The sequence below is a fragment of the Microcoleus sp. Pol17C6 genome (genome assembly GCF_036701145.1).
Taxonomy (GTDB): domain Bacteria; phylum Cyanobacteriota; class Cyanobacteriia; order Cyanobacteriales; family Microcoleaceae; genus Microcoleus.
Genome location: NZ_JAUBQH010000036.1, coordinates 41,337 through 65,607 on the forward strand (window position 1 = coordinate 41,337; position 24,271 = coordinate 65,607).

The following is a 24,271-nucleotide window of genomic DNA, read 5'->3' on the forward strand; positions in this document are numbered from 1 at the left end:
AGAGTTTTAAATATAATGTTGCAAATAAAGATTCTGGTGCTAGGATATATAACTGTGATGGAAATGGGTCGATGCCCGAGCGGTTAATGGGGGCGGACTGTAAATCCGCTGGCTACGCCTACGCTAGTTCAAATCTAGCTCGGCCCACCTCAATTTAATAAAAAGTTAAAATTTAAGAATTAAAAATTAATTTTTTAATTGGAGGTTCTTAATTTTTTATGCCCGTGTAACTCAGTGGTAGAGTACCTCCTTGGTAAGGAGGAAGTCACGAGTTCAAATCTCGTCACGGGCTTTCTAGTCTCTGCTATATCCATCAAGGGTTTCAGGTTCATCGCACATCAAGAAGGTTAGTTTTACGATCAACTTTCGTGCTGATGGTTTTCTAATATTTCCAAAACGACTTCCATATCTGCCAAGTCCGCCCTCGACTTTTTGCCTCTGGTCTTCAACTGGTTGATCAAGTCGGCTGGCTCTGGAAATTCTGCGACTCCCCACAAGAAAACTTATTCTTTGTGGAACAGGCCGGACAGCCTGTTCTTGAGAATGGTGTCACATCTCAGTTCTCACCGACTTTAGCGATGAGACTGGGGTTTCACCCCCGGCGGACACTGCCACAAACTGATCACAATATTGTACCCGTATCGAAATCCCCGACTTCTTGAAGAAATCGGGAATCTAATCATCCTCATCCAATCCCAGCGGCACAAAATATTGACTGTAAACCACACTATCCGGCTCCCAAAGAGGCCGCCAATAAACATTTTGCATCACCGCTTTCTCTCCATCACCCTCAGCAGGCCACTGAAAACTGACGATCGCAATATTGCTATATCCCACAATCTCATCACCCTCTTGCAGCCAGCGATTGCGCCACAACAGCGATATAAAATTCCACAACCTACGCAGGAATGACAATTGTTTATTTTTATGCGATCTATCTGACGCAGTTCCCTTTTCTAGCAGCAAAAATACCCGAGCTCTTTGCCGTTTAATCCAGTCAATCCGATAGCCCCAATCAGGCAGAGATTGTCTATTCCTGAGAGCAGCCGCCATAGCTTTCTTTCGGCCACCCCTCGAAATCTTCATTAATTCCAGTGGCTCATTCCATCCCAAACATTCGTGCGATCGCTCAGGAAACAGCGACTTAATTTTAGTATGAACTAAATGCGTTTTCCACTCCTCATTGATCAAAGCACTAGCAGTCAACTGCGCCAACACAGAATTTTGACAATTTGACTTATAATTCGCCCCCTTCAAAGGCTCAATATTCGATCGAGAATCGCCAAAATGACAATCCGACCAATAACTCAGTCGCACAGCAGCAGCATAGTGAATATCCCCGGTCAACACAATCACCCGATCGCGCTGCTTAAAAAACTCCGACAACAGCTTTACAAAAGCTAACTCATGAAAATTCCAAGCATCCCCTGCATCACTATTAAAAACCTTCCCCTGTTCCACATCCCACTTTTGCACCGCATCAATAATCCACAGACCCACCAAATTTGTTGGTACAACTACCAGCGTCGCCTCAATCTCAAACTCCCCTGTTTTATTCAGCAAATCAGTCTCCTTAAAAGGTTTTTGAATTTGCTCCTCAAAACCTTTGTGAGTCAAAAGCATGGGCGGATCGATTGCGCTTTTCACCGGATACCCCCGCCAACTCCGCGTATCCAGCACAATCACCTCGTGCTTAAAACTTCTCACATTAAAATGCCAATTCAAAACCTCACTTACACCCTCCTCATATCGATCCAAAATAAAAACATCTTCATCTAATTTCAACTTAGGCAAATGAGTTTTCGGATCGAGTCTGGGAATTCCCAAATACGAAGCCGCCTCCTCCCAAGCAGAAACATCATTCCCCGCCGAATTCGACCATTTTTCAGCAGTTGTTAATAATTTATCTCCCGGTTTTTCGCGATCGAACTGTGCAGGCGTATTTCCCCACGCCTGAAACACAGCGTAAGCCAGCAAAGCATTCTGCACCACCCGCCGTCCCAGCGGCTTTCCCAGCACTCGGTAACACCACTCTCGATTCAAATACAAATCGTCGCTAACATCATGGTCGTCGCAAATCATATAAGTAGGAATATTCGCTAGCGCCCTCCTCACCCTCCACAAATTGCGAGCAAAACCGTCAAGTTCAACAACTTCTCTATCCCAGACTTTTGCCTGCTTAGAATTTGGGCAAATATCCTTACCCTTCGGAAAACTCGTACACCAGAGTACCGGCGACCAAACTAACAAATACATCGCATAATATTCGCCCAAGCTAAACAAGTGACTTTTAGCATTGTTGGGTTTATTTACCAACATCGCCGTAAAGCCGCCAAAATCTCTGGCAATATCGCTGCGAGTCCCCGGCTGTAACTCAATTGGTTTTTTGGACTCATACTCAGCATCAGACGGTTTCTGAATTGGCGACTCTCTAAAAATTTCCCTCTCTTGGCCCAGTGCAGTTTCGTTTTCCGAATTTTTAGGTATACTGATACACAAATTCTTTTTTATTTGGGCATCATCCATCAGGGGTAGACTCTCTTCCCAGCCCAACAGTGTATCGCCAGCATCAGTCAGGGCCCACAGCATGGCATCGGCAACGTCGTCGCCGTAAATTTGGTCGCCCGTTAAAAACAGTTGATGGGGCCTGCTATTTGCCGTTCCTGCAAACTGTTCGATCGAATTATCCAAGATAGGCAGCGCATCTCTGCCGTCTCCGTGGGGCTTGCGACAAGAACCGTGAACGATACGCAAATAGTTTAAATCGTTCGGTGGCAGGGCAAAAGTCGGCAACTGGTGAGCGAAATAACTAATCGTCCCCGGCCCCAAAGCCGATAAATCAGGGGCGGCAGGCCACAGGCAAGAAATGAGATTTTCTTTCTCATTTTCTGGGACTGCACCCCCGACGTTCGACTCGCTACTCGCAGCAAACTCGATGTTGTAAGCATAAATTTCCCCCGATGTCAAGACATTGGTGTTAATTGGTTTAGCAGTCACCGCGACTACGTGCAGGTATTTGCCGAGCTGCACGGTAGAGTTTGCACCTTGGAGCAAGGGCCGATCGACAATTTCGCCGGTTCCGCCCTCAGTCGAATAAACCTTGAGTTCGACTCGGCGGGGTGCTTTCAGAGCCAGCCAAACTGTCACGGCCCGACTTTCAGTCCGGCGCAAAATCGGACCCGCAAGGATAAGCGGCAAGTGATGAATTCGATGACTTAAGGGAGTCCACGACATAGAATTTAAAAAATAAAAATTAAATAAGGGTGTTCTAGCAATCAGATTTTAGGCGATCGAGCATCTCTCACTCGCTTAATTAATGCTAAGTCTGCCAACCCAAGTCTCCAAAATTGTAACAACTCATTAAGTAAAATTAATAATCATGCTACAAGAAGAAAAATTACAACATTTCCGAGATTTAGCCCCGCAGTTGCCCGTAATTAAATCATCAGAACCGGCCGGACGCCCTAACAGCCGGCCGCTCTACTCGTCACCTTTAGATCGGGCGATCGACCGCCACCCCCTCACCGTGGCTCCACAAACCCCGATCGCCCAGGTGTTGGCTCTCATGAATCCGATGCGCGTCTCCTGTCAGCTTTGTGGCGAAAAACAAAACGCTGTTGCTAGCGCAGCCAAGCGCAGTTGCGTATTAGTCGTGGAAGATAATCGACCGATCGGCATTTTTACAGAACGGGATATCGTCAAGCTAACTACCGTCGCAGCTTGTACAGTCGGACTGACAATTGCTGACGTAATGACTCGATCGCCCATTACCCTCAAACAATCCGAGTCTCAAGATATTTTCACAGCTATGTTCACGTTGCGCCAGCACCAGATCCGGCATTTGCCCGTAGTGGACGACGACTCGCGACTTCTCGGCATCATCACCCGCGAAGCTATTCACGAAGCCCTGCAACCGATTAACTTGCTCACCAATTTGCGCTGTGCAGCAGATGTCATGACGAAAGAAGTCATTTCTGCCCCAACAACTGCCTCAGCCCTCGATTTAGCCCAGCTCATGGTCAAGCATCGAGTTAGTTCCGTCGTCATTGTCAAAGAGCAAACTCAGCATCCCGATCGGGCGATCGCACCACCACAAAATTATCAAATTCCGATCGGCATTGTCACCGAGCGCGACATCGTGCAGTTTCACGCCCTCGAGCTCAACCTCTCGGAAATCCCAGCAGCAAGGGCCATGAGTGCGCCTTTATTTTGCATATCTCCCGCCGATTCCCTGTGGAGTGTCCACCAGTCCATGCAGCGCCACTGCGTCCGCCGTTTGGTAGTAGTTGGCAGCCAGGGAGAACTTTTGGGCGTTGTGTCTCAGACAAATTTGCCGCAAGTTTTTAACCAATCTGAAATGTATGGGACGATCGAGCTGTTGCAACAAGCAGTGGACGATCGAGCCACCCAATTGCAGAAAGCCAACCAACTTTTGCAGGAAGAAATTTTAGAGAGGCAACGGGCCCAAGAAGCCCTGCGCCAAGCTCACGACGACTTAAAAAAACAAGTTGAAGAACGCACGGCTCAACTTTTAGAATCCAATGAATTGTTGAGACGGGATATTATCAAGCGCCAGAGAGTCGAAGAAGTCCTGCGGCGAAAGCAAAATTGCTTGAAAAATCAAGCACAGCAATTAGAGGAGACTGTGCGAAAGTTGCAGCAAACTCAAACTCAATTAGTGCAAACCGAAAAAATGTCTTCTTTGGGACAAATGATTGCCGGTATCGCTCACGAAATTAACAATCCTGTTAATTTTATCTACGGCAACCTTTCCCACGCCAGCCACTACATCAAAGAATTGCTCCAACTTTTGGGACTTTATCAGCAGCACTATCCGGAACCAGTCTCGGAAATTCGGGAAGCAGCAGCAGAGATGGAAATCGATTTTTTGGTAGAAGACTTATCTAAGCTAGTGTCTTCTATGCAAGTAGGAACCGAGCGCATCCGCCAAATAGTTGTGTCGATGCGTAATTTTTCCAGATCCGATCAATCTAACACCAAGCTCGTTGACATTCACGAGGGACTCGAAACCACTTTGTTGATTTTGCAGCATCGGCTCAAACCCCACGGCGGACATCCACCTATCCAGATTATTAAAGAATATGGCAATTTGCCCCACATCGAGTGCTGTGCCAGTCAGATCAATCAGGTGTTCATGAATATTATCGGCAATGCTATTGATGCTTTGGATGAAGAAATCCAGAAAGGGGAATGGGCGACGAGAAATGCGAAAAATTCACTCCCGTCAAATCCTAGTTCTCCATTGACTCTTCCCACTATTACAATTCGCACTGAAGTTGTTGGTGGCGATTTTGTGGCGATCCGCATTTCCGACAACGGGCGGGGCATACCTGATGAGATTCGTCGCCAATTATTTGACCCGTTTTTTACTACCAAACCAGTCGGCAAGGGCACTGGGTTGGGACTGTCGATTTCTTACCATTTAGTTGTCGAACAGCACGGGGGGCGGCTCGACTGCGTTTCCGAAGCTGGACGGGGCACTGAATTTGCGATCGAGATTCCGATCGTCAGTTGTCATTAGTCAGCAGTCCTAAGATTTTAGATTTTAGATTTTAGATTCTAGATTTTAGATTGAAAAATTGAAGAATTGGAAATGACTCATTAAGCTCGTGGTTTGGATCACGGGCCTATAGTTGCATTCTTTTTTTCAACTGGTATCAGTAGTCATGGGGAAGACATGATATTCTCCCAATCCCCCACTCTCCCCATCCACTCTCCCTCTTCCCGACTCACTCCCCCACTCTCCAAATCCCCACCATTTCCTAAAAATTCACAATTTTTTACAAAACACCAGAAACCCCACCAAAGTGCATCTTTCCCAATCTCAAATCTCAAATCTCAAATCTCAAATCCCATAACTTTGCCCTCCCCTGACCCAACTGATCCGAACTCACTTCGAGTTTGCCTCATCCACTAGCGCCTTTATGACCGTTCCAGTTACCCGCACAAGCCATCAACTGCCTGCATCCTAGCCCCAAAGCCAAAAGCCCAGATTGTTTGAGAAGTTAATTTTTGTTTTATTTTTGTACCTCTTTATATTAAGAAAGTATTCTAAAATTAATTTAAAATCTAAAAATAATCTAAAAATAGATTTTTATATCAAAAAACCAGTTAAAATTCCCAAAGATGCAAAATAAACCAATTTACTAGCATTTTCATTTAGACGCCCCCTTTCTTTTCATCGCAAGTTAGCTAATAATGCTTTCAACGAGGTGACTAAGGGCCGAGTCCAAAATTGGTCTAACCCAAAGACGGATACAAGCCCCAAACAAAAGTCGTCGAGAGAGAAAATTTAAGTTAGAGAAAAGCCCCAGATTCATCTGTGGAGTCCATTCTTTAATCTGAAATCTCAAATCGACTGACATTAAGGGAATTGCAATTGGGCTATTGCAATTGGGCTATTGCAATTGGGCGAGCGAAAAAAAGCATGAAAACCCAGCCCTCATCGTTTTGATAGAAACCTATAGGAGAACCAAGAGTGAAACTAGCAGTTTACGGAAAAGGTGGAATTGGTAAATCAACAACAAGCTGCAACATCTCCGTTGCCCTAGCCAAGCGCGGCAAGAAAGTTTTGCAAATCGGTTGCGATCCAAAGCACGACAGCACATTTACCCTCACTGGCTTCTTGATCCCCACAATTATTGACACCCTTCAGCAAAAGGACTATCACTACGAAGACGTTTGGCCCGAAGATGTCATCTACAAAGGCTACGGCGGCGTTGACTGCGTAGAAGCAGGCGGCCCTCCCGCAGGAGCTGGCTGCGGCGGCTATGTAGTCGGTGAAACCGTCAAACTCCTCAAAGAACTCAATGCGTTCGACGAATACGACATCATCCTGTTCGACGTACTCGGCGACGTAGTGTGCGGCGGTTTTGCAGCCCCATTGAACTACGCCGATTACTGCATGATTGTTACCGACAACGGGTTCGACGCTTTATTTGCAGCCAACCGCATCGCCGCCTCAGTCCGCGAAAAAGCCCGCACTCACCCGTTGCGGCTCGCCGGTTTAATTGGCAACCGCACCTCAAAGCGCGACTTGATCGACAAATACATTGACTCTGTACCGATGCCGGTGCTGGAAGTGCTGCCCCTGATTGAAGACATTCGCGTTTCTCGCGTCAAAGGCAAAACATTGTTTGAGATGGCTGAAAGCGATCCTTCCCTCAACTACGTCTGCGATTACTACCTCAACATCGCTGACCAGATTTTGGCCATGCCCGAAGGAGTAGTGCCCAACGACACGCCCGATCGCGAATTATTCGCCTTACTTTCAGATTTTTATCTAAATCCAGTGCAACCGGTGGTCAAGAAGGAGGAAGATGAGCTAGACCTGATGATGGTTTAATAGGTCTAGCGATCAGGATGAGGATAAAGAGGTTATGGCTTTTTTTGATACTTTTTCAGTTGCTCTCAAACAGAAGTGGTTGGACTACTACCAGGTAAATCGGGCTTGGCTGCTCCTGCACATGACGGCTGAGAACACGGTCGCCACACCCGACGGCGGGAAAAGGCCTGTTTCTTACCTCATCCTGGGAATTGCGGCTGCCCTGGAGCCGGAACTCCAGCAATTAATGCTGCCCTTCTCAAAACTCAAGCCGGATGCAGACAGCCTGATCGAAGTGTTGGGGCTAAATTTTGACCCGGACATAGCGCTGGGTATGCCCTCAAATCTCGCGCCGCAGACGGCCGGCAAATCTCCAACACCCGCAGCAGCTCAAACTGCAACTGCTGCAACCGCAGCAGCTCAAACTGCAACTACTGCACCCGTAGCAGCTCAAACTGCAACTGCTGCACCCGTAGCAGCTCAAACTGCAACTGCTGCACCCGTAGCAGCTCAAACTGCAACTGCTGCACCCGCCGCAGCCAAATCTAATAAATTGGGCGGTGCTGCCTTAGCAGCCGGCGGAGTAGTCGCCGGAGTCGCCGGAGTCGCCGGTCTGGCAGCAGCAGCGTCAGCACTGAGCTCAGAGGAGGAATCCTTCGATGAGTTTGAGGAAGAAGCGGTTTCCGACTTCGACATGGGCGATGACGAGGAAGAAGCTGTCTCCGACTTCGACATGGGCGATGACGAGGAAGAAGTTGTCTCCGACTTCGACATGGACGATGACGAGGAAGAAGCTGTCTCCGACTTCGACATGGACGATGACGAGGAAGAAGCTGTCTCCGACTTCGACATGGATGATGACGAGGAAGAAGCCTCGGCTTTGGACGGTCTCGGTCTAGAAGACGATGAGGAAGACGCCGTATCTGACTTCGGTATGGGCGACGATGAGGAAGACGCCGTATCTGACTTTGATATGGGCGACGATGAGGAAGACGCCGTATCTGACTTTGATATGGGTGATGACGAGGAAGATGAAGCCTCGGCTTTGGGCGGTCTCGACCTCGGCGATGACGAGGAAGATGAAGCCTCGGCTTTGGGCGGTCTCGACCTCGGCGATGACGAGGAAGATGAAGCTTTGGCTTTGGGCGGTCTCGACCTCGGCGATGACGAGGAAGATGAAGCCTCACAATTTGGGACTTTGACCTCGGGAGATCTCGAATCGGGGATTTCCGATCCGTTTGGGGAAGAAGATGAAGAGTTTGTCGCCGAAGAAATACCCGATCCTTTTGGGACAGCGACCTCAGATGACCTAGACATGGATCTGGGCGACTTGGACGATGACGGTATTGACGATTTCTCTGTATCTGATGACGATGACCTCGATGATCTCGGACTCGACGATCTGGGGGAAGCAACTACCGGAGATCCTGACGAAGATGATTTAGATGCTCTAGGTCTCGGCGATTTGGATTCCGACGATGAGGATGAAGAAATTTCCGGGTTTTTATCTGATTTTAAGTGAGGTTGTTGCGATCGCCCGCATCTGTTCTAGTCTTGAAGTTTCCCGCTCTATTTGTGAGTTGTGAGTTGCGAGTTGTTAATTTTTAATTAGCTCCAACTCACAACTGCCAAAAGGCTTTTTTCCTTAGCGATTTGAAGTAAACTAAATCCCTGCTGTGAGGGATTGTATGCCCTCGCGCAGAATTTTTTAGCCAGAATTTTGGATGCTGCGGCTCCTGCGGAAATATTGAGTGGTTGCATCTATTTTTCACAGGAATTAGCCCAAAAATAGGTATTTCTATTTATTGTTCGCTGTGCGTCGCGATCGCGCAAAACAGGTGTTTTATCCCCACTGCGCCTGTTCGTGATCGAGAGGAAAAACAACCTATTCCTCTCCTGGGCGACCGCACCGAGACGATGGCAAAATCCAGGCGTTTCCTCGCTCCGCCGCAAGTCCTGTTCGAGAAGAAAAACAATTTAAAGGGAGAAGATTTGAGATATGACTGCTATTACTACTAATGAACCGGAAGCTTTAAACTTTGAATGCGAAACAGGCAATTATCACACATTTTGTCCGATTAGCTGCGTAGCTTGGCTTTATCAAAAAATTGAAGATAGCTTTTTCTTGGTCATCGGTACCAAGACTTGCGGCTATTTCTTGCAAAACGCAATGGGCGTGATGATTTTTGCTGAGCCTCGCTATGCGATGGCTGAGTTGGAAGAGGGCGATATTTCCGCTCAGTTAAACGATTATGATGAGTTGAAGCGGCTGTGCTTGCAAATTAAGCGCGATCGTAACCCCAGTGTAATTGTCTGGATCGGCACTTGCACCACCGAAATCATCAAAATGGATTTGGAAGGGTTAGCGCCGAAGCTGGAAGCAGAAATTGGCATTCCCATCGTCACAGCGCGCGCTAACGGCTTGGATTACGCTTTTACTCAAGGGGAAGATACCGTTTTGGCAGCGATGGCTGCTAAATGCCCTGAGAAAGCGCCCGTGATGGAATCTCAGAAACAAGAACGCAATGCTATCTCTCAACTGCTGAATTTCGGCAAGAAAAAAGAGGAAGTTGCAGCAGATGAATCGGAATATGTCAAGCACACACCGCTGGTACTTTTCGGTTCTTTGCCCGACCCGGTTGTTACTCAGCTAACTCTAGAATTGAAGAAGCAAGGAATCAAAGTTTCCGGTTGGCTTCCTTCCAAGCGCTACACTGAATTGCCAGTCTTGGAAGAAGGCTATTATGTATCGGGCATGAATCCGTTCTTGTCGCGTACTGCTTCTACGTTGATGCGCCGCCGCAAGTGCAAGCTAATTGGTGCGCCATTCCCGATCGGCCCTGACGGAACTCGCGCTTGGATTGAAAAGATTTGCTCAGTGTTGGGAATTGAACCAAAAGGTTTGGACGAACGGGAAGCGCAAATTTGGGCTGGTTTGGAAGATTACCTGCAAATAATTCGCGGTAAATCAGTCTTCTTTATGGGCGACAATTTGCTGGAGATTTCTTTAGCACGTTTCTTGATTCGCTGCGGCATGACTTGCCCGGAAATTGGCATTCCTTACATGGACAAGCGCTATCAGGCGGCCGAATTGGCTTTGTTAGAAAAGACTTGTCACGAGATGGGAGTTCCTACTCCTCGGATTGTGGAGAAACCGGACAATTACAATCAGCTTCAGCGGATTTACGAGCAGAATATTGATTTGGTGATTACTGGTATGGCTCACGCTAATCCTTTGGAAGCGCGGGGGATTAATACTAAGTGGTCTGTTGAGTTTACTTTTGCTCAGATTCACGGCTTTGGTAATGCGCGGGATATTTTGGAGTTGGTGACTCGTCCGTTGCGCCGGAATAATTCGCTGAAGGATTTGGGTTGGGGTAATTTGGTGAAGAATGAAGCGAAGGTTTAATTTTTGAATTTCACCGGACTCCTAGCAAGGGTGGGCAATGCCCACCCTTGTTTATTAGAATAGTACAAGCATCTGTAAAACTTCATGGGCAAGTTAGGAAAACTGGTCGAACAATTTTTAGCAAATCCACCAGAAGTGCGCTTTGACGATGTGTGCTATATTCTAAAAGCTTTTGGATTTGAAGAAAAGCGATCGAAAGGAAGTCACCATACTTTTGTCAATGCTGATGGATTAAATATTACAGTTCCTAAAAAAGGCGGTCAAAAGGTAAAAGGAATATATGTAAAGCAAATTGTTGCGCTATTGAAACTGGAGGAATGGAGCAATGAATCAGAAGATAGAAGTGAAGAATAAATCTTTAGAATATTACTTGAGCCTGAGATATGCTATAAGTTTTTACCCAGATCCAGAAGGAGGCTATACAGTCCTCATCAAAGACCTTCCAGGTTGTATGTCTGTAGGAGAAACTTTGTCAGAAGCGATGGAGAATATTCAGGAAGCTAGGGAACTGTGGATAGAGACTGCTTACGAGTGCGGACATGAGATTCCTTTACCTGCAACGGAGGTTGAGTATAGCGGAAGTCTATCTTTACAGATTCCTAAATCTCTACATTTGAGTTTAGCAGAAAAAGCGGAAAGGGAAGGAGTTAGTCTTGACCAGTACATTCTGGTTGTGTTAAGTAAAGCAGGCTAAAAGATAATCAGATAAGGACGATCGAGTTTGAGCGAGGGTTAAAGGGCGATTCCCTTCGGGATAGCTTCGCTTCACGCTCTTTTATTTTTTTATGAACCGCTGATACAGGCAGATTAACGCAGATTAACGCGGATAAAGAGTGCGATCGTACTTTTCAATCAATTTACAATGACGCCAAATTTTAATAACATGCTAGGCAAATAATCATCCAAATTTTTGATATGTTCATCTGTTAACTCAATTAGGTTGAGTTCGTACTTTTGATATAGTTCTTGCTTGACTTTCTGACGCGCAACATACTCGGGGTTGTTCTCATATCCCCAGTATTCAATATACACCTTTCCGCCAGGAATATAAAAGTCACAGTAAGCTTCTTCCTCTATGGGTAGTCGGCGTTCATAGGCGTGAACTAGCTCCGCCATATAGAGCCAATTATCAATCAAAACTTCAGCTTTAGACCGCACAAAATGACCGTCGGTTGTTCGATGCTGTGCACTCGCCCGAAACTTTTCCCGGAACCCTAGGTTTGTGTTTACTTCTGTTTTGCTCTGTTCTGAATTGTCACCTTTAAGACTCTCAATAGTCGCCCGAAAAACTGGATTTGTCAGTATAGATTCTGGCCAAAGCACATAAGGAGTGTTGTCTTGAGGGTAGGTTTTTTGCACCGCCCCAAAACCTATTCCCCGCTTAGTGGCTACCCAGCCGTTGCGCTCTTTGTTTACTAATCCTAATTCTGCTAAAATAGGGTTGACTTTGTGCTTTGATATTTCTAGTTTCTCGCTGATGCTGGTAGCGGACAGAAGTGAGGGGGAAGAGGATTGTTGGGGTTTAGGTTTGGGCGCTGACACGGGTTGAACGTTGTTAGCTTTCCAATGTTCGTAGCATAATTTGTGACCGGGTTTGGAAACTGCTTGATTGCATCCGGGCGCCGTGCAGGTTTCTGCTGAAATGGCAGATAAAGCTTGATTTATGGCTGCTAGCTTGCGGAGCAAAGGATCTAAGGTCATATTAACAGCTTGAGATATATTCAAAAATAGTACCACTTTAATTTCTATGCAGTCAAGAATTAAAAACGGGCGATTTTCGGTGGTATAGCTTCACTAGCGCGGACTTTTCCCCAACCTTTCCAGAATCCCAGGCCACAGGCCCGTAACACGATCGCAAGTACGATCGCCTATAATCGAAACTAGCCCAACTCTCATCAGTTGAGAAACCGCCATGAGTCAAGACAAGGAAGAAATTAGCTATTCAGAGAAAACAGAACGTCTCAGAGTTATCGGTCAGTTTATCAAAACAGTGACACCGATGATTTGGACGATCGTAATTTTAGTAGTCATCATTCCCCTATTAGGTAACTTTCTAATTTCCCAGTCCCTAACCAATACCGGAACCACAGCAGTTGTCGTCTCCCCGCCGCACGATTTTAGCAAAGTCAACCAAGACATTAAAAACGCTATCCAACAATCCCATACAACAGCCGAAACTTTCGCATCAAAAGAATTGGACAAATGGGAAACCGAAGTAATTGCCCGAGTAGACAATAGCTTCCTGGATTGGTACTTCGATTACTTCAATCAAAAAAAGATGGAGTTTACCGTACCTTTTAATTTCGTGAAATCTGCCGTACTCAACAGATTTGATATGACAGCAGCTTCTCAAGCTGTTTCCGAAAAATTAACCGAAGACTTTCAAAGAGAATTTGCTAACCGAGTGCTGGTCCCCAAAAACGCTCAACTGCGATTTCAATTAATCACTCAAGATACTGCTAACTTGTATATATCAGAAGTTAGCAAGAATGTGAAAGTAGTTCAAAACAATTATAACATACCGCAAGTACAGTGGGACAAATACCTGAACGATATTGCCACCACTATTAGCGACAAAGGAAATGTCTCGAATTTATCATTAAAAGTATTAGTTGGCGGTAGCGGTTACTTGGTTGCTAAACCCTTAATTTTGGGAGTCGCAGCTAAAGTTGGTAGTAAAGTTACGGCAAAAGTTGCCAGCAAAGCCGCCGCCAAGGTAGCCACAAAAACAGGCGGTACAGTTGCTAGTCAGTTGGGAGTAAGTTTAATCGACCCGATTGTCGGCATCGGAATTATCATTTGGGATTTGTGGGATTACAATCACACCGTCAAAGTAGAAAGACCGATTTTGCGGGCACACATTGTAGAATACTTGAAAGATGTCAAAAAGTCGCTGCTCACAAATCCTGAAAGCGGGATTATGGCAGCAATTTATCAGTTGGAAAGCGGTCTTCTCAAGTCACTTTAATCATTTAAATCGCGTCTGAATAATGTGTGTAAATCCCCGAAGAGTGGTAATATCCGCTGCAAGAAGGAAAGGGGGGGTAGACCATTAGTTAGTGCCAGCAGCGGGCGCTCCGACTCGCTACTGTGCGCGATAGAACACCCGACTGTGGGCGAGCGCGCTCATGTAGCAAAAAAAGAGAAAAAAATGAATGTTAAACGAGGCAAAAAAAGAGAGGATATGGGGACAAAAAGAAGACTTTCCTGTATTTACCATGATAAATATTTTCCATAACTGAAAATAAAACAAGCTGTTAGACTCATATTACACGGATTTAGTGGGCGCCACTTTAAAAAATTTAGCTGTTGATTAATTATGAGTTTCTGGAGTTGTGGCAGTTGCAGCAAAACAATTTAAAAGTTCCCGTTGACCGAGGTAGAGTTCTGGCGGGAGTGCGTTTTACCGATGAATCTCTACGGCGAGGTTTGTACGGAATTGCTGAAGTATTTGACGGAGTTGTTTTAGTTCAAAAAGGCATAACTTCTAAGCCGGAAGTTTGGTCGGCTTGGTCGAAATTACGGCAAGAAATCGAAGCGTTGATGAAATAGTCGAAAGTCAAGGATCTAGCAGGCAGTTGCGATCGCCCCCAGAGACTAAAATCAAGTAAAATTGCAAGTATTGGTCGATCGACCCCCGTTACTCGACTATATTTGGATTCAAGGTTTGCTATACTCCAGAAATAGACATATATTAACCTTTGCAAAATCAATAGGCCGGAGCTATGACATCCTATGCAACCTCTACAGCAAGAGCCGAGATGAGTGAGATCCGGCGCTTGAAAAACATACTGCCCCCAGAACTCCAAAGTTGGGTAACAGTAGAAAAAACAATAGAAGTTAATCCTACCCTGATCCGCAGCGAAGAAATAGGCAAAGACCAGGTAGAAATCCAAATAGACCTGATCCGCTGGGAACAGCTAGCAATGGATCAGCGCAACCTCCTATTTTGGCACGAAGTCGCCAGAATCCAAAACGACACCATCCCCAGAGACGGTTGGGAAATGGCGGCCCTGGCCATTGGTTTAGGCGGCGCTGTCGGCGAACTTTGGGTGCAAGACGGCTTGCTGCTGTTATTAGCCCTATCCCTGTGCGGCGTCTCCGGCTGGAGACTTTACCAAAAAAACAACGGAGAGAAAAGTTTAAAAGAAGCAGTAGACGCAGACGAAAAAGCCCTCGCCCTCGCCACCCGCTTCGGCTACACTCTCCCAAACGCCTACAAAAGCCTCGGCAGCGCCTTAAAAACCTTAATCGAGCAAACCTCCAAAAAACAGCAGCGGGCTAAATACGAAGCTCGTCTCCAGGCCCTCAAACGCAACGCAGCCAAAGCCAAAGCCAAAGTCAAACCCATCACCCGCGAAACCTCCCAGTCAGAAAACGTCTACAATTCTTAACCTCATCCCCCGACGCTTGTTACGGGGGTTTTCCAGTTAACCGTTAACTGTTGACTTCTGTGTTAGCTGTTAACTGTTAACTGCGATGGCTATCCGGTGCAAGACAGGCAGGAAAATTATTAACGACAAGATTAAGCGGCCTGAATCCACAAAAATCTTGATTCCGATGTCAAAGTTTGGCAGCGACTGCGTTCAAAAATCTTTGGGCCAAAACTGGCACTGGTAGACTTAAGTCTATTTTTGCCTTTGATATCATTCTCGGTGGGCGAGTTTGCAGGCGTTTTTGTAAAGTTTGTATAAAGCTAGCCTTTTGTTAACCATAATATTTGGTAAAGGTGGAGCTGCTAGGACAGAATAGGCTAAAGACATCAGCTTGAAATTTGAAACCAGGACTTCATGGTCAGTCAAACCCCAGAGGCAGATTTTCGGGTAACGTACTCGGACGAGATTCCCTCAGTTCACATACCCGTGCGCTTGAGCGTACTTGAAGCTGTTAACTTCAAGACAACCTGCCAGCAACTTTTTTCGGAAAGCACCACCGTTCCCAGCAAGATTGTCCTAGACTTCAGTCAGACGACATTCATCGACAGTAGCGGGATCGGTGCTTTAGTCAGCAATCTGAAATTTGCCAAACAGCGTGGTAGCGACTTGGTGCTCCGAAGCCTCAAGCCGCAGGTGATGGCAGTATTTGCTCTCACCAGCCTAGATCAAGTGCTGACGATCGAGCAGCCCTCTGCAACCTCAACTCCCACAGAGACCAACCCCTCGGACAATCAGCTACCGATGACGCACCCCTCAGTGCAATCGTGGGTGAAGCGGCTGATAGATATCGTTGGGGCAATCGTCGGTTTGATAATTACAGGAATTTTGCTCGTACCTATAGCTGCAGCCATCACTATCAACGATCCAGGCCCGATATTTTTCGGTCAAACCCGCTGTGGCTGGATGGGTAGACAATTTCGGATTTGGAAATTTCGATCGATGTGTACCAACGCCGAAGCCATGAAAGCCCAAATCAAAAACCAGGCTTCTGGCGCATTTTTCAAAAATGACAACGACCCGCGGATTACCAAAGTCGGGCGCATCTTACGCAAAACCAGCCTCGACGAACTGCCGCAGTTTTGGAACGTGCTCAAAGGCGAAATGAGTCTAGTGGGCACTAGACCGCCTACCCCAGACGAAGTTGAGCGTTACGAAGTCCCTCAGTGGCAGCGTTTGGATGTCAAACCCGGGATGACAGGGGAATGGCAAGTCAACGGTCGCTCTCAAGTCCGCGATTTTGAAGATGTCATCCGTTTAGATTTAAAATACCAACAAAACTGGAGCCTGGTGTATGACCTCAAACTAATTGTCAAAACTGTAACAGTCCTGTTTAACAAAAATAGTGGCGCTGTGTAGGAACCCTCAACAACCCACCGCTGAACTTTGAGGTGCTGTTGCCAACGGGGGGCGGGAAGTCGAACTCGATACTTAGTCAAGCAGACGATCGCTAGCGATAGCTACGTTAGCATTAAGTGTTAAAATTCACACGCCCAGAAAATGCACAGCTAGTTGCCAGCTCTGCAATCGGAGCATTAATAATTAGCAATTGGCGAGTTCGAGGTCATACTCGAATGATCCCAGCATGATTTTCGAGGACGAGAAGAACTCACCTGTGTTTAGAAAAGTAGCGACTGCTAACACGGTCGATGCTTAAATCACTTCCTCGCAAGCTGACTCGGGAATTTTCCCTATTTAAACGCCCTACCGAGGCGGGTTACAGTATCGGAAGTCTCTCATTTGCTGTGCGAGTAAATGGTGCGAAAGGAATGCTCACCTTGAGGCAAAACGGGCTTCTTCAACTCAAGCTTGACTTAACTAATATGTTGCCAAGACCTTGCCCTCCTTTTTCTCTCCCTCCGCCGCTGAGTACAGCGGTGGTGGGGGCCGACCAGGGGGAAGAAAGATGAAAGACAAGCAACCAAAGGCCGAGTGGCACCTGCAGGTTGAAACAGACCTGAATGCTTTAACATCCATTTTGGAATGGTTGGAGAATATCGTTTTGCCCATGATACCAGCGGATTTCTGGTGGCAGTGCCGGCTGATAATCAACGAAGGCTTTACAAACGCTGTCCGCCACGCTCACCAGAACTTGCCCCCCTCGACGCCCATAGACATTGAGGTAAAAGTGTTTGCCGATTACTTAGAAATTAGGATTTGGGACAGGGGTCAACCCTTCAACTTAGAAGCAAAGCTGCACTCGATCATGCAAGAGCAGCGCGATCCTTTGGACAGAGAGGGAGAAAGGGGACTGGTGTTCATGTACAAGCTCACAGACGACCTTCGGTATATCCGTACCGACGATCGCCGCAACTGCCTGGTAATGCGAAAAAACATTAGCTGAGGGCGCGATACCCGCCCGGTCAGGGCGGCTTCTTTCCCAAGGAGTGGAAGATCGCCTCGCCCCCTATTGTCCTACCCGGAACCCAACCACATCCTCTGCAATTCTGCGGGTGCAGGCTCGATGCACGCGGCTGGAGGACAATTTGCTTCAAAATAAATATTATGCGTATTCTAATTTATTCCTATAACTATTATCCAGAGCCGATCGGCATTGCCCCCCTGATGACAGAACTAGCGCAAGGCCTAGTCAAGCGGGGCCACCAAGTCCGAGTCGTCACAGGAATGCCCAACTATCCGCAGCGCCGGATTTATCCGCAATATGAGGGCAAATTTTACCTCACCGAAGAACACAACGGCGTCACAATTCAGCGCAGCTATCTGCGCGTCAACGGCCCCCACCCCACCCTCCTAGACAGACTTTTGCTAGACGGCAGTTTTGTCGTCTCCAGCGCCGTCCAAGCTTTCAGAGGCTGGCGTCCCGACGTGATTTTCTCGACAATGCCCCCTTTACCGATTTGCGTCCCAGTCGCCTTTTATGGCTGGATTCGCGCTTGCCCGATCGTCCTCAACGTTCAGGATATCGTCTCAGAAGCAGCCGTGCGCGTCGGCTTGGTCAAAAAAAACGGACTGCTAGTTCGCATTGCTGACGCTTTGGAAAAATTGGCCTATAGCACAGCCAGCCAAGTCAGCGTCATCGACAGCGGTTTTGTCAAAAAATTGCATTCTCAGGGAGTACCCCCCGAAAAAATAGTTTGCGTTCCCAATTGGGTTGATGTCAATTTCATTCGGCCCTTACCCAAGGAAAGTAATTCATTTCGAGAAACTCACAAACTCAAGGGCAAATTTGTCGTTCTCTATGCAGGCAATATTGCCCTCACTCAAGGCTTGCAAACAGTTGTCCAAGCAGCGGCTCGTTTGAAACACCTAACCGAAATCGCTTTTGTAATTGTGGGGGAATCAACAGCACTCGCCCGCTTGCAACAAGATTGCGAAACTTATAAAGCTAATAATGTAATGCTGCTGCCCTTTGAACCGCGAGAAAAATTGCCCGACTTGTTAGCTGCTGCTGATGTTAGTTTAGTCGTACAAAAGCGCCGCGTTACTAACTTCAATATGCCTTCAAAAATTCAAGTAATTCTCGCCAGCGGTCGGGCAATTTTGGCTTCGGTTCCCGAAACTGGTACCGCTCAAAAAGCAGTGCAGCAAAGCGGTGGCGGGGTGGTGGTAGCGCCGGAAGATCCGCAGGCTTTGGCTGAGGCTGTTGAGGATTTGTACTTGCACCCTGCTAAGGTGGATGCGTTGGGCGAGCAAGGCAGAAATTATGCTGTGGAGAATTACGGATTTGAGGAAGCTTTGAATCATTATGAAACTTTATTTGCGGCGGTGGCAGCGAGTCATGGTGAGAAAATATTGGAGCCTTTGCCGAAATAATAAGCTCATTAGGTTAGTGAGTAACGACCGTTATTTGTTTCTTGGTGAAACCGACTCTTAAGAGTTATAATTTATTTACTGTATTTAAAGAGCGAGTAATATTTAACTGTTTTTACAATGCCTGCCAAAGACATTTATCACAATGCAGTTAAAAATGCCCTGCTAAAAGATGGTTGGAGAATTACGGCTGACCCGTACTTCATCAAATATGAGGATGCGGAGTTGTATGCCGATCTAGCAGCAGAAAAGCCGATCGCCGCAGAACGCCAAGGACAAAAAATAGTTGTTGAAATTAAGAGCTTTATTGGGCGATCGCTAATGTATGATTTTCACGGCGCACTCGGTCAATACATTGTCTACCGAAATCTGATTCAACTCACGGCTCCCGAATACAGGCTCTATTTGGCAATTGATGATATCGTATACCAAGATTTTTTTAAACGCAAGTCAATCCAAGTAATTACTAATGAAAATCAGCTTTTGTTAATGGTAGTTGAAATGGCAAAGGAGGAAATTCTGCAATGGATAAATTAGAATACTATCGGAATACAATTAAACAAATATTGACTGGATATTATGAAATGACCGTCAAAGGGGCGATCGCACTAGATGAATTAGAGCCAGAGGATCGTCTAGCCTTTGACGAAGAACGAGATCACTATCTATGGTTTCGTTCGGGCTGGGATGGCAAAAAACGGCTCCGCCACATTACCATGTATCTTCGGATTAAAGATGGTAAAATTTGGGTGGAAGAAGATTGGACGGATTTGTGCGTAGTTGATGATTTACTAGCAGCAGGAATTTCTAAGGGCGATATTGTTTTGGGGTTTCACCATCCTAGCAAAAGACCTTTGACAGAATTTGCCACAGTTTGATGAAAGACAAAAATTTCAAATTCGTATCCGCTCAATAATTCGGGGCGGACTACCCACTCAGGAAAGATTTTGCGTCATTTGAGGTGTATCGTTGAGTGATTTACCCCGGATTCTTGAGCGGATACGTCAAATTCCATACCTTGAGTGTCACCCCTCCCCATCCCAGAAGCCACCACACCCCTGGGTGCGCGACACCGCAGCCGATCGAAACAAAACGCTAAAATAGTAGCTCATACAATTTTGGAGTTAATATTTGACACTTGCACCCGCGCGCGAAAACGTTCTAGCTTGGCTGTCAGACAGAGTTCCTGCTGCCCGCATCAAACATATTCTGGGAGTCGAACAGACAGCAGGTGACTTGGCTCGCCATTACGGCCTCGACGAAGCAAAAGCCCGATCGGCCGGTTTGTTGCACGATTTGGCAAAATACTTCAAACCTCAACTGCTGCTGCAAATGGCAAGGACGGAGGGTTTAGAGTTAGACTCAGTGTTGGAAGCACACCCGCATTTGCTGCACGCAGACGCCAGCGCGATCGTCGCCAGAGACGAATTCGGGGTGGTCGATCGAGAAATTTTGGACGCAATCGCCAATCACACCCTTGGCAGACCAAACATGAGCCAGCTCAGTTGTACTGTATTCATAGCAGATACCATAGAGCCGAGCCGCGGCAACACAGCCCAACTAGAAGCACTGCGCGAGGCAAGCTTGCAAAATCTTTATGCAGCCGTGTGGCAAACTAGCGATTATTCTCTTAAATATTTGCTAGAAACTCGCTGCTACATCCACCCCCGCACCGTACTTACGCGGAATTGGGCGCTGCAAATGGCCCGCGAATCGCCGGAAACAGGAAATTCGACGAAGCAGTCGATCGAACAAATCACAAGTTAAAAGTAAAATTTACCAGAAATCCTGTCCTTACTTTTGGCTTCAACCTAACTCCTATTTCCCGTCTCAAACTGCCAACAATTGATCGCTCGTAGCGCACCGATTCCCTCTTACCGTATCAATTAGGAAATTAAACACTGAATGTCAGATCTAACTCAACTCGAATACTCCAGGGCTCAGTCTACAGCAACCGACGGCACCTCCTCAGACGAAGCTCGCGGCCTGATCGTGACCGCTGCCCAAGCAGCCGATGACCGCAAAGCAGTAGATATTGTATTGCTCCGGGTGTCAGAAGTATGCTATTTGGCAGACTACTTTGCGATCATCACCGGATTTTCCAACGTGCAGGTACGAGCCATCTCCCAAGCGATAGCAGACCAAGTGGAAGAAGAGTGGCAACGCTTGCCACTGCGTACACAAGGCCTATCAGACGCTAGTTGGGTGGTCATGGACTACGGCGACGCAATCATTCACATCTTGAAGCCTCAAGAGCGGGAGTTCTACAATTTAGAAGCGTTCTGGGGACACGCCGAACGCATTGACTTTTCCCCCACGCCGTGAGGATGGCTAATGTGAAAAACGTTTCTGCTTCTATTTGTCCCGTTCCGCAAGAACAGCGACCGATCAATGAATACCAAGAACTTAAAGAATCCTGGTTTTTTAGCTGGGTAACACTCAATTGGCCCGGATACCTGGCAAAACTAGCTTGGGTGTGGGCTTGGAGTTGCTTGGTATCGGGGCCAATAGCTGCTTCTAGCTTTGCTCCTGTCAAGTATCCAGCTCAGTTTGTCCTCAGCGGTGCCGCAGGTGCCAGTTTTATTCTAGGATTAGCTTTGCTGCGGCTCTACTTGGGTTGGTTCTACGTGCGATCGCGCCTTTCAAATCCCACGGTCGTCTACGAAGAGTCTGGCTGGTACGATTGTCAATCTTGGCCTAAAACTCCCGAAGTTTTGCTTCAAGATCAGTTGATTGTCAACTACCAACTAGAACCAATTCTCAGGCGTCTGCGGCAGACATTTTATGGTTTGACAGTATTGCTGGTTGCCGGGGGACTAACTTGGAGTTGTTTGTAATCGGGAATGGAAGGGAGTTTTGAGTTTTGAGATTGCCGCCCACAGCCAACAACGCACACGGAGTGCATGAGTGAGAAACGATCGCAGAAAGATTAACTTTATAACTCTTAACTGGCAGCTCGCAACTCCTAACTTCCTGAACCCCAATCTAAAATCTAAAATCTAAAATCTAAAATTGATATGACAAGGGGAAAACGAACCCAAGCTCCCGAACTGGAAGTCACATTGCTGCGCGAAGGTATTGTGGAATCGAGGCACCGCGCCCAGGCCGCTGTCTGCGACAACCGCGGGCGCGTTCTGTCTGTTGCTGGTAACTCGGAAACGGCCTCATTTGTCCGTTCTTCACTCAAGCCTTTTCAAGCTTTGGCGGTGACGGCGACTGGCACTTTAGAACGCTACGAATTGACTGATCGAGATTTAGCGATTATTTGCAGTTCCCATCAAGGTACGATCGAGCAATCGCGCCAGGTATTTAACGTCCTGTGGCGCTGCGACATTGACCCCTCTAAACTTCAATGCCCCATTCCCGAAGGCAAAAAGAGCGCCCTGCAATACAACTGCTCCGGCAAACACGCCGGAATGCTGGCTGTCTGCCAGCAACTGCACTGGCCTCTGGAAACTTATTTGCGCCGCAAACATCCCGTCCAGCAGCTTATTTTGGGCAAAGTGGCTGACTTGCTGGCAATGCCTGCCGAAGAGTTTATCAGCGCTCGCGACGACTGCGGCGCTCCTACCTATCTGTTGCAGTTGGGGCAAATGGCGTCTTTGTACGCTCAGTTAGCCTCCGGCAACAATGTGGATATGGAACGGATTGTCCGCGCTATGACTCATCACCCGATGATGGTTGCTGGTGAGGGCAAATTTGACACGGAACTGATGCGCTTGACTCAAGGGGAATTGGTGAGCAAATCCGGCGCCGAAGGGGTGCAGTGCATTGGCCGCGTTGGCGAAGGCATGGGCTTGGCAATTAAGGTGACGGATGGAGGAAAGCGCGCTCAATTTGCTGTGGCGATTCACTTGCTCAAGCAGTTGGGGTGGATCACTCCGACGATCGCCGAAACTCTTTCGGAAACTTACCTCACTCTCAGTGACTTCAAGCGCTTGGAGGTAATCGGGGAAGTTTCGATGCTTTAGTACGATCGAGACTCTGAGCCGATTTAAGCAACCCCTCCCATAATCTAAAAAGTTTTTTTGATTTAGGGGTTGCAATTTTCAGAAAGATATGTTTATATTAGAGAGAGACAAAGCGACGCGGGATAGAGCAGCCTGGTAGCTCGTCGGGCTCATAACCCGAAGGTCAGTGGTTCAAATCCACTTCCCGCCACCAAATTAAATAAGACACGCCCCGGCAACCTAAAAGTTGGTGGGGTTTGTTTTATGCCGTCTGCGATCGCATCTTCGACAGATTGATAGCGTTTCCGGTTGCACGACGAGTGACATGATATAGAGGACACGGCACTACCGTCTCGAAAGTTGTGGGTAATATTAATTCCGATGCTGCCCGATTTGATATGAAAGCAGTTTATTTTATGCGGCAAAAAAATGAGGACACAGCACTGCTGTGTCCCTACTGTATATTTATATTTTTCTAATTGGGACAAAATAAGGCCCACCCTCAACCTAAACACTCAACCCTATACTTTTAGACGACCGTTTGTGCAAGCTTTATTTGTCAAAAAATTGCAATGCGATATCCATATTTTTTAACTCAGGATTTTAAATTGCTAAGTCGGCTGAGCTTGCAACCAATCAAAAATTAGGTTTAACTGTTCCAGTGTTACTAACCCGTATTGCCACAGAACCATCGGCAGTTCGCTGGCATCTTGTTCACCGTGTCGGAGAGCAACGGCGATCGCTGAATTCGATATCGCCAACTCCCCCCGCAAATAATCGATCAGTTGAGCCTTTCCCATCACCTTCACCGCCAGTTTTATGCGCTATTGTAAAGATATGTATCTAATCGGTCTGTATCGGAAGTTTAATTGGTCTAATTTTAGGTTCACAATAGAGAACCTTGTGTGATCGAAACCGCACAAAACTTGTGATAAAACTCTGATAAAAAAGCGATCGCAGTCACAATAACTCCGAGAGTCAAAAAGTGGGTTCCGCGATCGCTTGCTTTAAATGAATTCATTTAAAATTGCTAAAGTCCTAGCTGAAGCTGAACTCCCGCTTCTGTACCGCTGTCGGTTTGTTTTGGAGGTAAAGGATTTCCTTGACGCTGGGCGTCCGAAGGAGTAGTAATAAATTCCAAAGGGCCCTCGATTTTGAGGCGAAATGTATCGCCCAAGCTTCTTTCCCTTCTAGCAGAATTAGCCGCCGTTTCTGGTACACCAATCAAGTTTTGGTAGTCAGAGTCTAAGGTTCTGTCCTCCACAGTCCTCAACGAGTCCCCAGATCAGGGTAAGAGCATCTCAATTAGGCTTGACACAAGGACTCAGAAGAATCTAATGTAGGGTCAATAAAACAAGAAAAG

23 protein-coding genes and 3 tRNA genes are annotated in these 24,271 nt (G+C 46.9%); 21 read left to right on the forward strand and 5 right to left on the reverse strand.

What is annotated here, in order from left to right; genetic code table 11:
* Nucleotides 1-65 precede the first annotated feature (65 nt).
* Both QUA25_RS18455 and QUA25_RS18460 read left to right on the forward strand, forming a co-directional pair.
* Nucleotides 66-147 (forward strand) — tRNA-Tyr (locus QUA25_RS18455).
* A gap of 73 nt (nucleotides 148-220) precedes the next feature.
* Nucleotides 221-292, forward strand: a tRNA-Thr gene (locus tag QUA25_RS18460).
* A gap of 383 nt (nucleotides 293-675) precedes the next feature.
* On the opposite strand, the gene QUA25_RS18465 is transcribed toward QUA25_RS18460, so the two are convergent.
* Nucleotides 676-3,234, reverse strand: coding sequence for a PhoD-like phosphatase (locus QUA25_RS18465; RefSeq protein WP_333040326.1), 2,559 nt, complete (start codon nucleotides 3,232-3,234; stop codon nucleotides 676-678).
* 145 nt (nucleotides 3,235-3,379) lie between these two features.
* Here QUA25_RS18465 and QUA25_RS18470 point away from each other — a divergent pair, with 145 nt between their 5' ends.
* From QUA25_RS18470 to QUA25_RS18480, 3 genes are all read left to right on the forward strand, one after another.
* Nucleotides 3,380-5,542: a CBS domain-containing protein gene (locus QUA25_RS18470; protein ID WP_333040328.1), complete on the forward strand. Its 2,163-nt coding sequence runs from the start codon at nucleotides 3,380-3,382 to the stop codon at nucleotides 5,540-5,542.
* A gap of 957 nt (nucleotides 5,543-6,499) precedes the next feature.
* Nucleotides 6,500-7,366, forward strand: a complete 867-nt coding sequence (bchL, locus tag QUA25_RS18475) for a ferredoxin:protochlorophyllide reductase (ATP-dependent) iron-sulfur ATP-binding protein (RefSeq protein ID WP_006634709.1) — start codon at nucleotides 6,500-6,502, stop codon at nucleotides 7,364-7,366.
* 34 nt (nucleotides 7,367-7,400) lie between these two features.
* Nucleotides 7,401-8,867: a DUF5331 domain-containing protein gene (locus QUA25_RS18480; protein ID WP_333040330.1), complete on the forward strand. Its 1,467-nt coding sequence runs from the start codon at nucleotides 7,401-7,403 to the stop codon at nucleotides 8,865-8,867.
* A gap of 86 nt (nucleotides 8,868-8,953) precedes the next feature.
* Here the strand turns inward: QUA25_RS18480 and QUA25_RS18485 are convergent, their stop codons facing one another.
* Nucleotides 8,954-9,106, reverse strand: coding sequence for a hypothetical protein (locus tag QUA25_RS18485; RefSeq protein WP_333040332.1), 153 nt, complete (start codon nucleotides 9,104-9,106; stop codon nucleotides 8,954-8,956).
* Between the two features lie 238 nt (nucleotides 9,107-9,344).
* Here QUA25_RS18485 and QUA25_RS18490 point away from each other — a divergent pair, with 238 nt between their 5' ends.
* The 3 genes from QUA25_RS18490 (at nucleotide 9,345) to QUA25_RS18500 (ending at nucleotide 11,448) form a co-directional block, all read left to right on the forward strand.
* The gene (locus QUA25_RS18490) at nucleotides 9,345-10,754 is read left to right on the forward strand and encodes a ferredoxin:protochlorophyllide reductase (ATP-dependent) subunit N (protein WP_199292772.1); all 1,410 of its coding nucleotides are present in this window, start codon (nucleotides 9,345-9,347) and stop codon (nucleotides 10,752-10,754) included.
* A gap of 84 nt (nucleotides 10,755-10,838) precedes the next feature.
* The gene (locus QUA25_RS18495) at nucleotides 10,839-11,108 is read left to right on the forward strand and encodes a type II toxin-antitoxin system HicA family toxin (RefSeq protein WP_333040335.1); all 270 of its coding nucleotides are present in this window, start codon (nucleotides 10,839-10,841) and stop codon (nucleotides 11,106-11,108) included.
* Entirely contained in the window at nucleotides 11,080-11,448 is a 369-nt protein-coding gene (locus tag QUA25_RS18500; RefSeq protein WP_333040336.1) for a type II toxin-antitoxin system HicB family antitoxin, read from the forward strand. Before QUA25_RS18495 ends, QUA25_RS18500 begins: the two co-directional genes overlap by 29 nt.
* 158 nt (nucleotides 11,449-11,606) lie before the next feature.
* On the opposite strand, the gene QUA25_RS18505 is transcribed toward QUA25_RS18500, so the two are convergent.
* Nucleotides 11,607-12,479 carry a hypothetical protein gene (locus QUA25_RS18505; RefSeq protein ID WP_333040338.1) on the reverse strand — a complete coding sequence of 291 codons (873 nt, stop codon included), beginning with the start codon at nucleotides 12,477-12,479 and terminating at the stop codon, nucleotides 11,607-11,609.
* Nucleotides 12,480-12,666: 187 nt separating this feature from the next.
* Between QUA25_RS18505 and QUA25_RS18510 the strand changes: the two genes are divergently transcribed.
* From QUA25_RS18510 to QUA25_RS18570, 13 genes are all read left to right on the forward strand, one after another.
* Nucleotides 12,667-13,722, forward strand: coding sequence for a hypothetical protein (locus QUA25_RS18510; RefSeq protein ID WP_333040340.1), 1,056 nt, complete (start codon nucleotides 12,667-12,669; stop codon nucleotides 13,720-13,722).
* A gap of 341 nt (nucleotides 13,723-14,063) precedes the next feature.
* Nucleotides 14,064-14,306 (forward strand): hypothetical protein, encoded by a 243-nt coding sequence (locus QUA25_RS18515; RefSeq protein ID WP_333040342.1) that lies wholly within the window; start codon nucleotides 14,064-14,066, stop codon nucleotides 14,304-14,306.
* Nucleotides 14,307-14,479: 173 nt separating this feature from the next.
* Nucleotides 14,480-15,148, forward strand: a complete 669-nt coding sequence (locus QUA25_RS18520) for a DUF3318 domain-containing protein (RefSeq protein WP_015178535.1) — start codon at nucleotides 14,480-14,482, stop codon at nucleotides 15,146-15,148.
* 396 nt (nucleotides 15,149-15,544) lie between these two features.
* Nucleotides 15,545-16,546 (forward strand): sugar transferase, encoded by a 1,002-nt coding sequence (locus QUA25_RS18525; RefSeq protein ID WP_333040343.1) that lies wholly within the window; start codon nucleotides 15,545-15,547, stop codon nucleotides 16,544-16,546.
* A gap of 547 nt (nucleotides 16,547-17,093) precedes the next feature.
* Complete coding sequence (locus QUA25_RS18530; protein ID WP_333040344.1) at nucleotides 17,094-17,531, forward strand: ATP-binding protein; 438 nt, start codon at nucleotides 17,094-17,096, stop codon at nucleotides 17,529-17,531.
* Between the two features lie 161 nt (nucleotides 17,532-17,692).
* Nucleotides 17,693-18,961 (forward strand): WcaI family glycosyltransferase, encoded by a 1,269-nt coding sequence (locus QUA25_RS18535; RefSeq protein ID WP_333040346.1) that lies wholly within the window; start codon nucleotides 17,693-17,695, stop codon nucleotides 18,959-18,961.
* 117 nt (nucleotides 18,962-19,078) lie between these two features.
* Nucleotides 19,079-19,495, forward strand: a complete 417-nt coding sequence (locus QUA25_RS18540) for a XisH family protein (protein ID WP_333040347.1) — start codon at nucleotides 19,079-19,081, stop codon at nucleotides 19,493-19,495.
* On the forward strand, nucleotides 19,483-19,836 hold the full coding sequence (locus QUA25_RS18545; protein WP_333040349.1) for a XisI protein: 354 nt from the start codon (nucleotides 19,483-19,485) through the stop codon (nucleotides 19,834-19,836). Before QUA25_RS18540 ends, QUA25_RS18545 begins: the two co-directional genes overlap by 13 nt.
* 253 nt (nucleotides 19,837-20,089) lie before the next feature.
* The gene (yqeK, locus tag QUA25_RS18550) at nucleotides 20,090-20,725 is read left to right on the forward strand and encodes a bis(5'-nucleosyl)-tetraphosphatase (symmetrical) YqeK (protein ID WP_333040350.1); all 636 of its coding nucleotides are present in this window, start codon (nucleotides 20,090-20,092) and stop codon (nucleotides 20,723-20,725) included.
* A gap of 138 nt (nucleotides 20,726-20,863) precedes the next feature.
* A complete protein-coding gene (gene rsfS, locus QUA25_RS18555) occupies nucleotides 20,864-21,283 on the forward strand; it encodes a ribosome silencing factor (RefSeq protein WP_333040351.1) in 420 nt (139 codons plus the stop codon).
* A gap of 2 nt (nucleotides 21,284-21,285) precedes the next feature.
* Nucleotides 21,286-21,795 (forward strand): CGLD27 family protein, encoded by a 510-nt coding sequence (locus QUA25_RS18560; protein ID WP_333040353.1) that lies wholly within the window; start codon nucleotides 21,286-21,288, stop codon nucleotides 21,793-21,795.
* A 180-nt stretch (nucleotides 21,796-21,975) separates the two neighbouring features.
* Complete coding sequence (locus QUA25_RS18565) at nucleotides 21,976-22,929, forward strand: asparaginase (RefSeq protein WP_333040355.1); 954 nt, start codon at nucleotides 21,976-21,978, stop codon at nucleotides 22,927-22,929.
* A 116-nt stretch (nucleotides 22,930-23,045) separates the two neighbouring features.
* Nucleotides 23,046-23,122: transfer RNA gene (locus QUA25_RS18570), tRNA-Met, on the forward strand.
* Nucleotides 23,123-23,519: 397 nt separating this feature from the next.
* On the opposite strand, the gene QUA25_RS18575 is transcribed toward QUA25_RS18570, so the two are convergent.
* Both QUA25_RS18575 and QUA25_RS18580 read right to left on the reverse strand, forming a co-directional pair.
* A complete protein-coding gene (locus QUA25_RS18575; protein ID WP_333040356.1) occupies nucleotides 23,520-23,708 on the reverse strand; it encodes a DUF2949 domain-containing protein in 189 nt (62 codons plus the stop codon).
* Between the two features lie 230 nt (nucleotides 23,709-23,938).
* On the reverse strand, nucleotides 23,939-24,172 hold the full coding sequence (locus QUA25_RS18580) for a hypothetical protein (RefSeq protein WP_333040357.1): 234 nt from the start codon (nucleotides 24,170-24,172) through the stop codon (nucleotides 23,939-23,941).
* Nucleotides 24,173-24,271 lie beyond the last annotated feature (99 nt).

Bases quoted from the DNA above. Each gene is read 5' to 3' on its own strand.
- QUA25_RS18560 (WP_333040353.1), top strand. From the start codon at position 21,286: ATGGCTAATGTGAAAAACGTTTCTGCTTCTATTTGTCCCGTTCCGCAA.
- QUA25_RS18470 (WP_333040328.1), top strand. From the start codon at position 3,380: ATGCTACAAGAAGAAAAATTACAACATTTCCGAGATTTAGCCCCGCAG.
- QUA25_RS18485 (WP_333040332.1), bottom strand. From the start codon at position 9,106: ATGCAACCACTCAATATTTCCGCAGGAGCCGCAGCATCCAAAATTCTG.
- QUA25_RS18540 (WP_333040347.1), top strand. From the start codon at position 19,079: ATGCCTGCCAAAGACATTTATCACAATGCAGTTAAAAATGCCCTGCTA.
- QUA25_RS18480 (WP_333040330.1), top strand. From the start codon at position 7,401: ATGGCTTTTTTTGATACTTTTTCAGTTGCTCTCAAACAGAAGTGGTTG.
- QUA25_RS18575 (WP_333040356.1), bottom strand. From the start codon at position 23,708: ATGGGAAAGGCTCAACTGATCGATTATTTGCGGGGGGAGTTGGCGATA.
- QUA25_RS18465 (WP_333040326.1), bottom strand. From the start codon at position 3,234: ATGTCGTGGACTCCCTTAAGTCATCGAATTCATCACTTGCCGCTTATC.
- QUA25_RS18500 (WP_333040336.1), top strand. From the start codon at position 11,080: ATGAATCAGAAGATAGAAGTGAAGAATAAATCTTTAGAATATTACTTG.
- QUA25_RS18520 (WP_015178535.1), top strand. From the start codon at position 14,480: ATGACATCCTATGCAACCTCTACAGCAAGAGCCGAGATGAGTGAGATC.
- QUA25_RS18545 (WP_333040349.1), top strand. From the start codon at position 19,483: ATGGATAAATTAGAATACTATCGGAATACAATTAAACAAATATTGACT.
- QUA25_RS18510 (WP_333040340.1), top strand. From the start codon at position 12,667: ATGAGTCAAGACAAGGAAGAAATTAGCTATTCAGAGAAAACAGAACGT.
- rsfS (WP_333040351.1), top strand. From the start codon at position 20,864: ATGTCAGATCTAACTCAACTCGAATACTCCAGGGCTCAGTCTACAGCA.
- QUA25_RS18495 (WP_333040335.1), top strand. From the start codon at position 10,839: ATGGGCAAGTTAGGAAAACTGGTCGAACAATTTTTAGCAAATCCACCA.
- QUA25_RS18525 (WP_333040343.1), top strand. From the start codon at position 15,545: ATGGTCAGTCAAACCCCAGAGGCAGATTTTCGGGTAACGTACTCGGAC.
- QUA25_RS18490 (WP_199292772.1), top strand. From the start codon at position 9,345: ATGACTGCTATTACTACTAATGAACCGGAAGCTTTAAACTTTGAATGC.
- QUA25_RS18530 (WP_333040344.1), top strand. From the start codon at position 17,094: ATGAAAGACAAGCAACCAAAGGCCGAGTGGCACCTGCAGGTTGAAACA.
- QUA25_RS18565 (WP_333040355.1), top strand. From the start codon at position 21,976: ATGACAAGGGGAAAACGAACCCAAGCTCCCGAACTGGAAGTCACATTG.
- QUA25_RS18535 (WP_333040346.1), top strand. From the start codon at position 17,693: ATGCGTATTCTAATTTATTCCTATAACTATTATCCAGAGCCGATCGGC.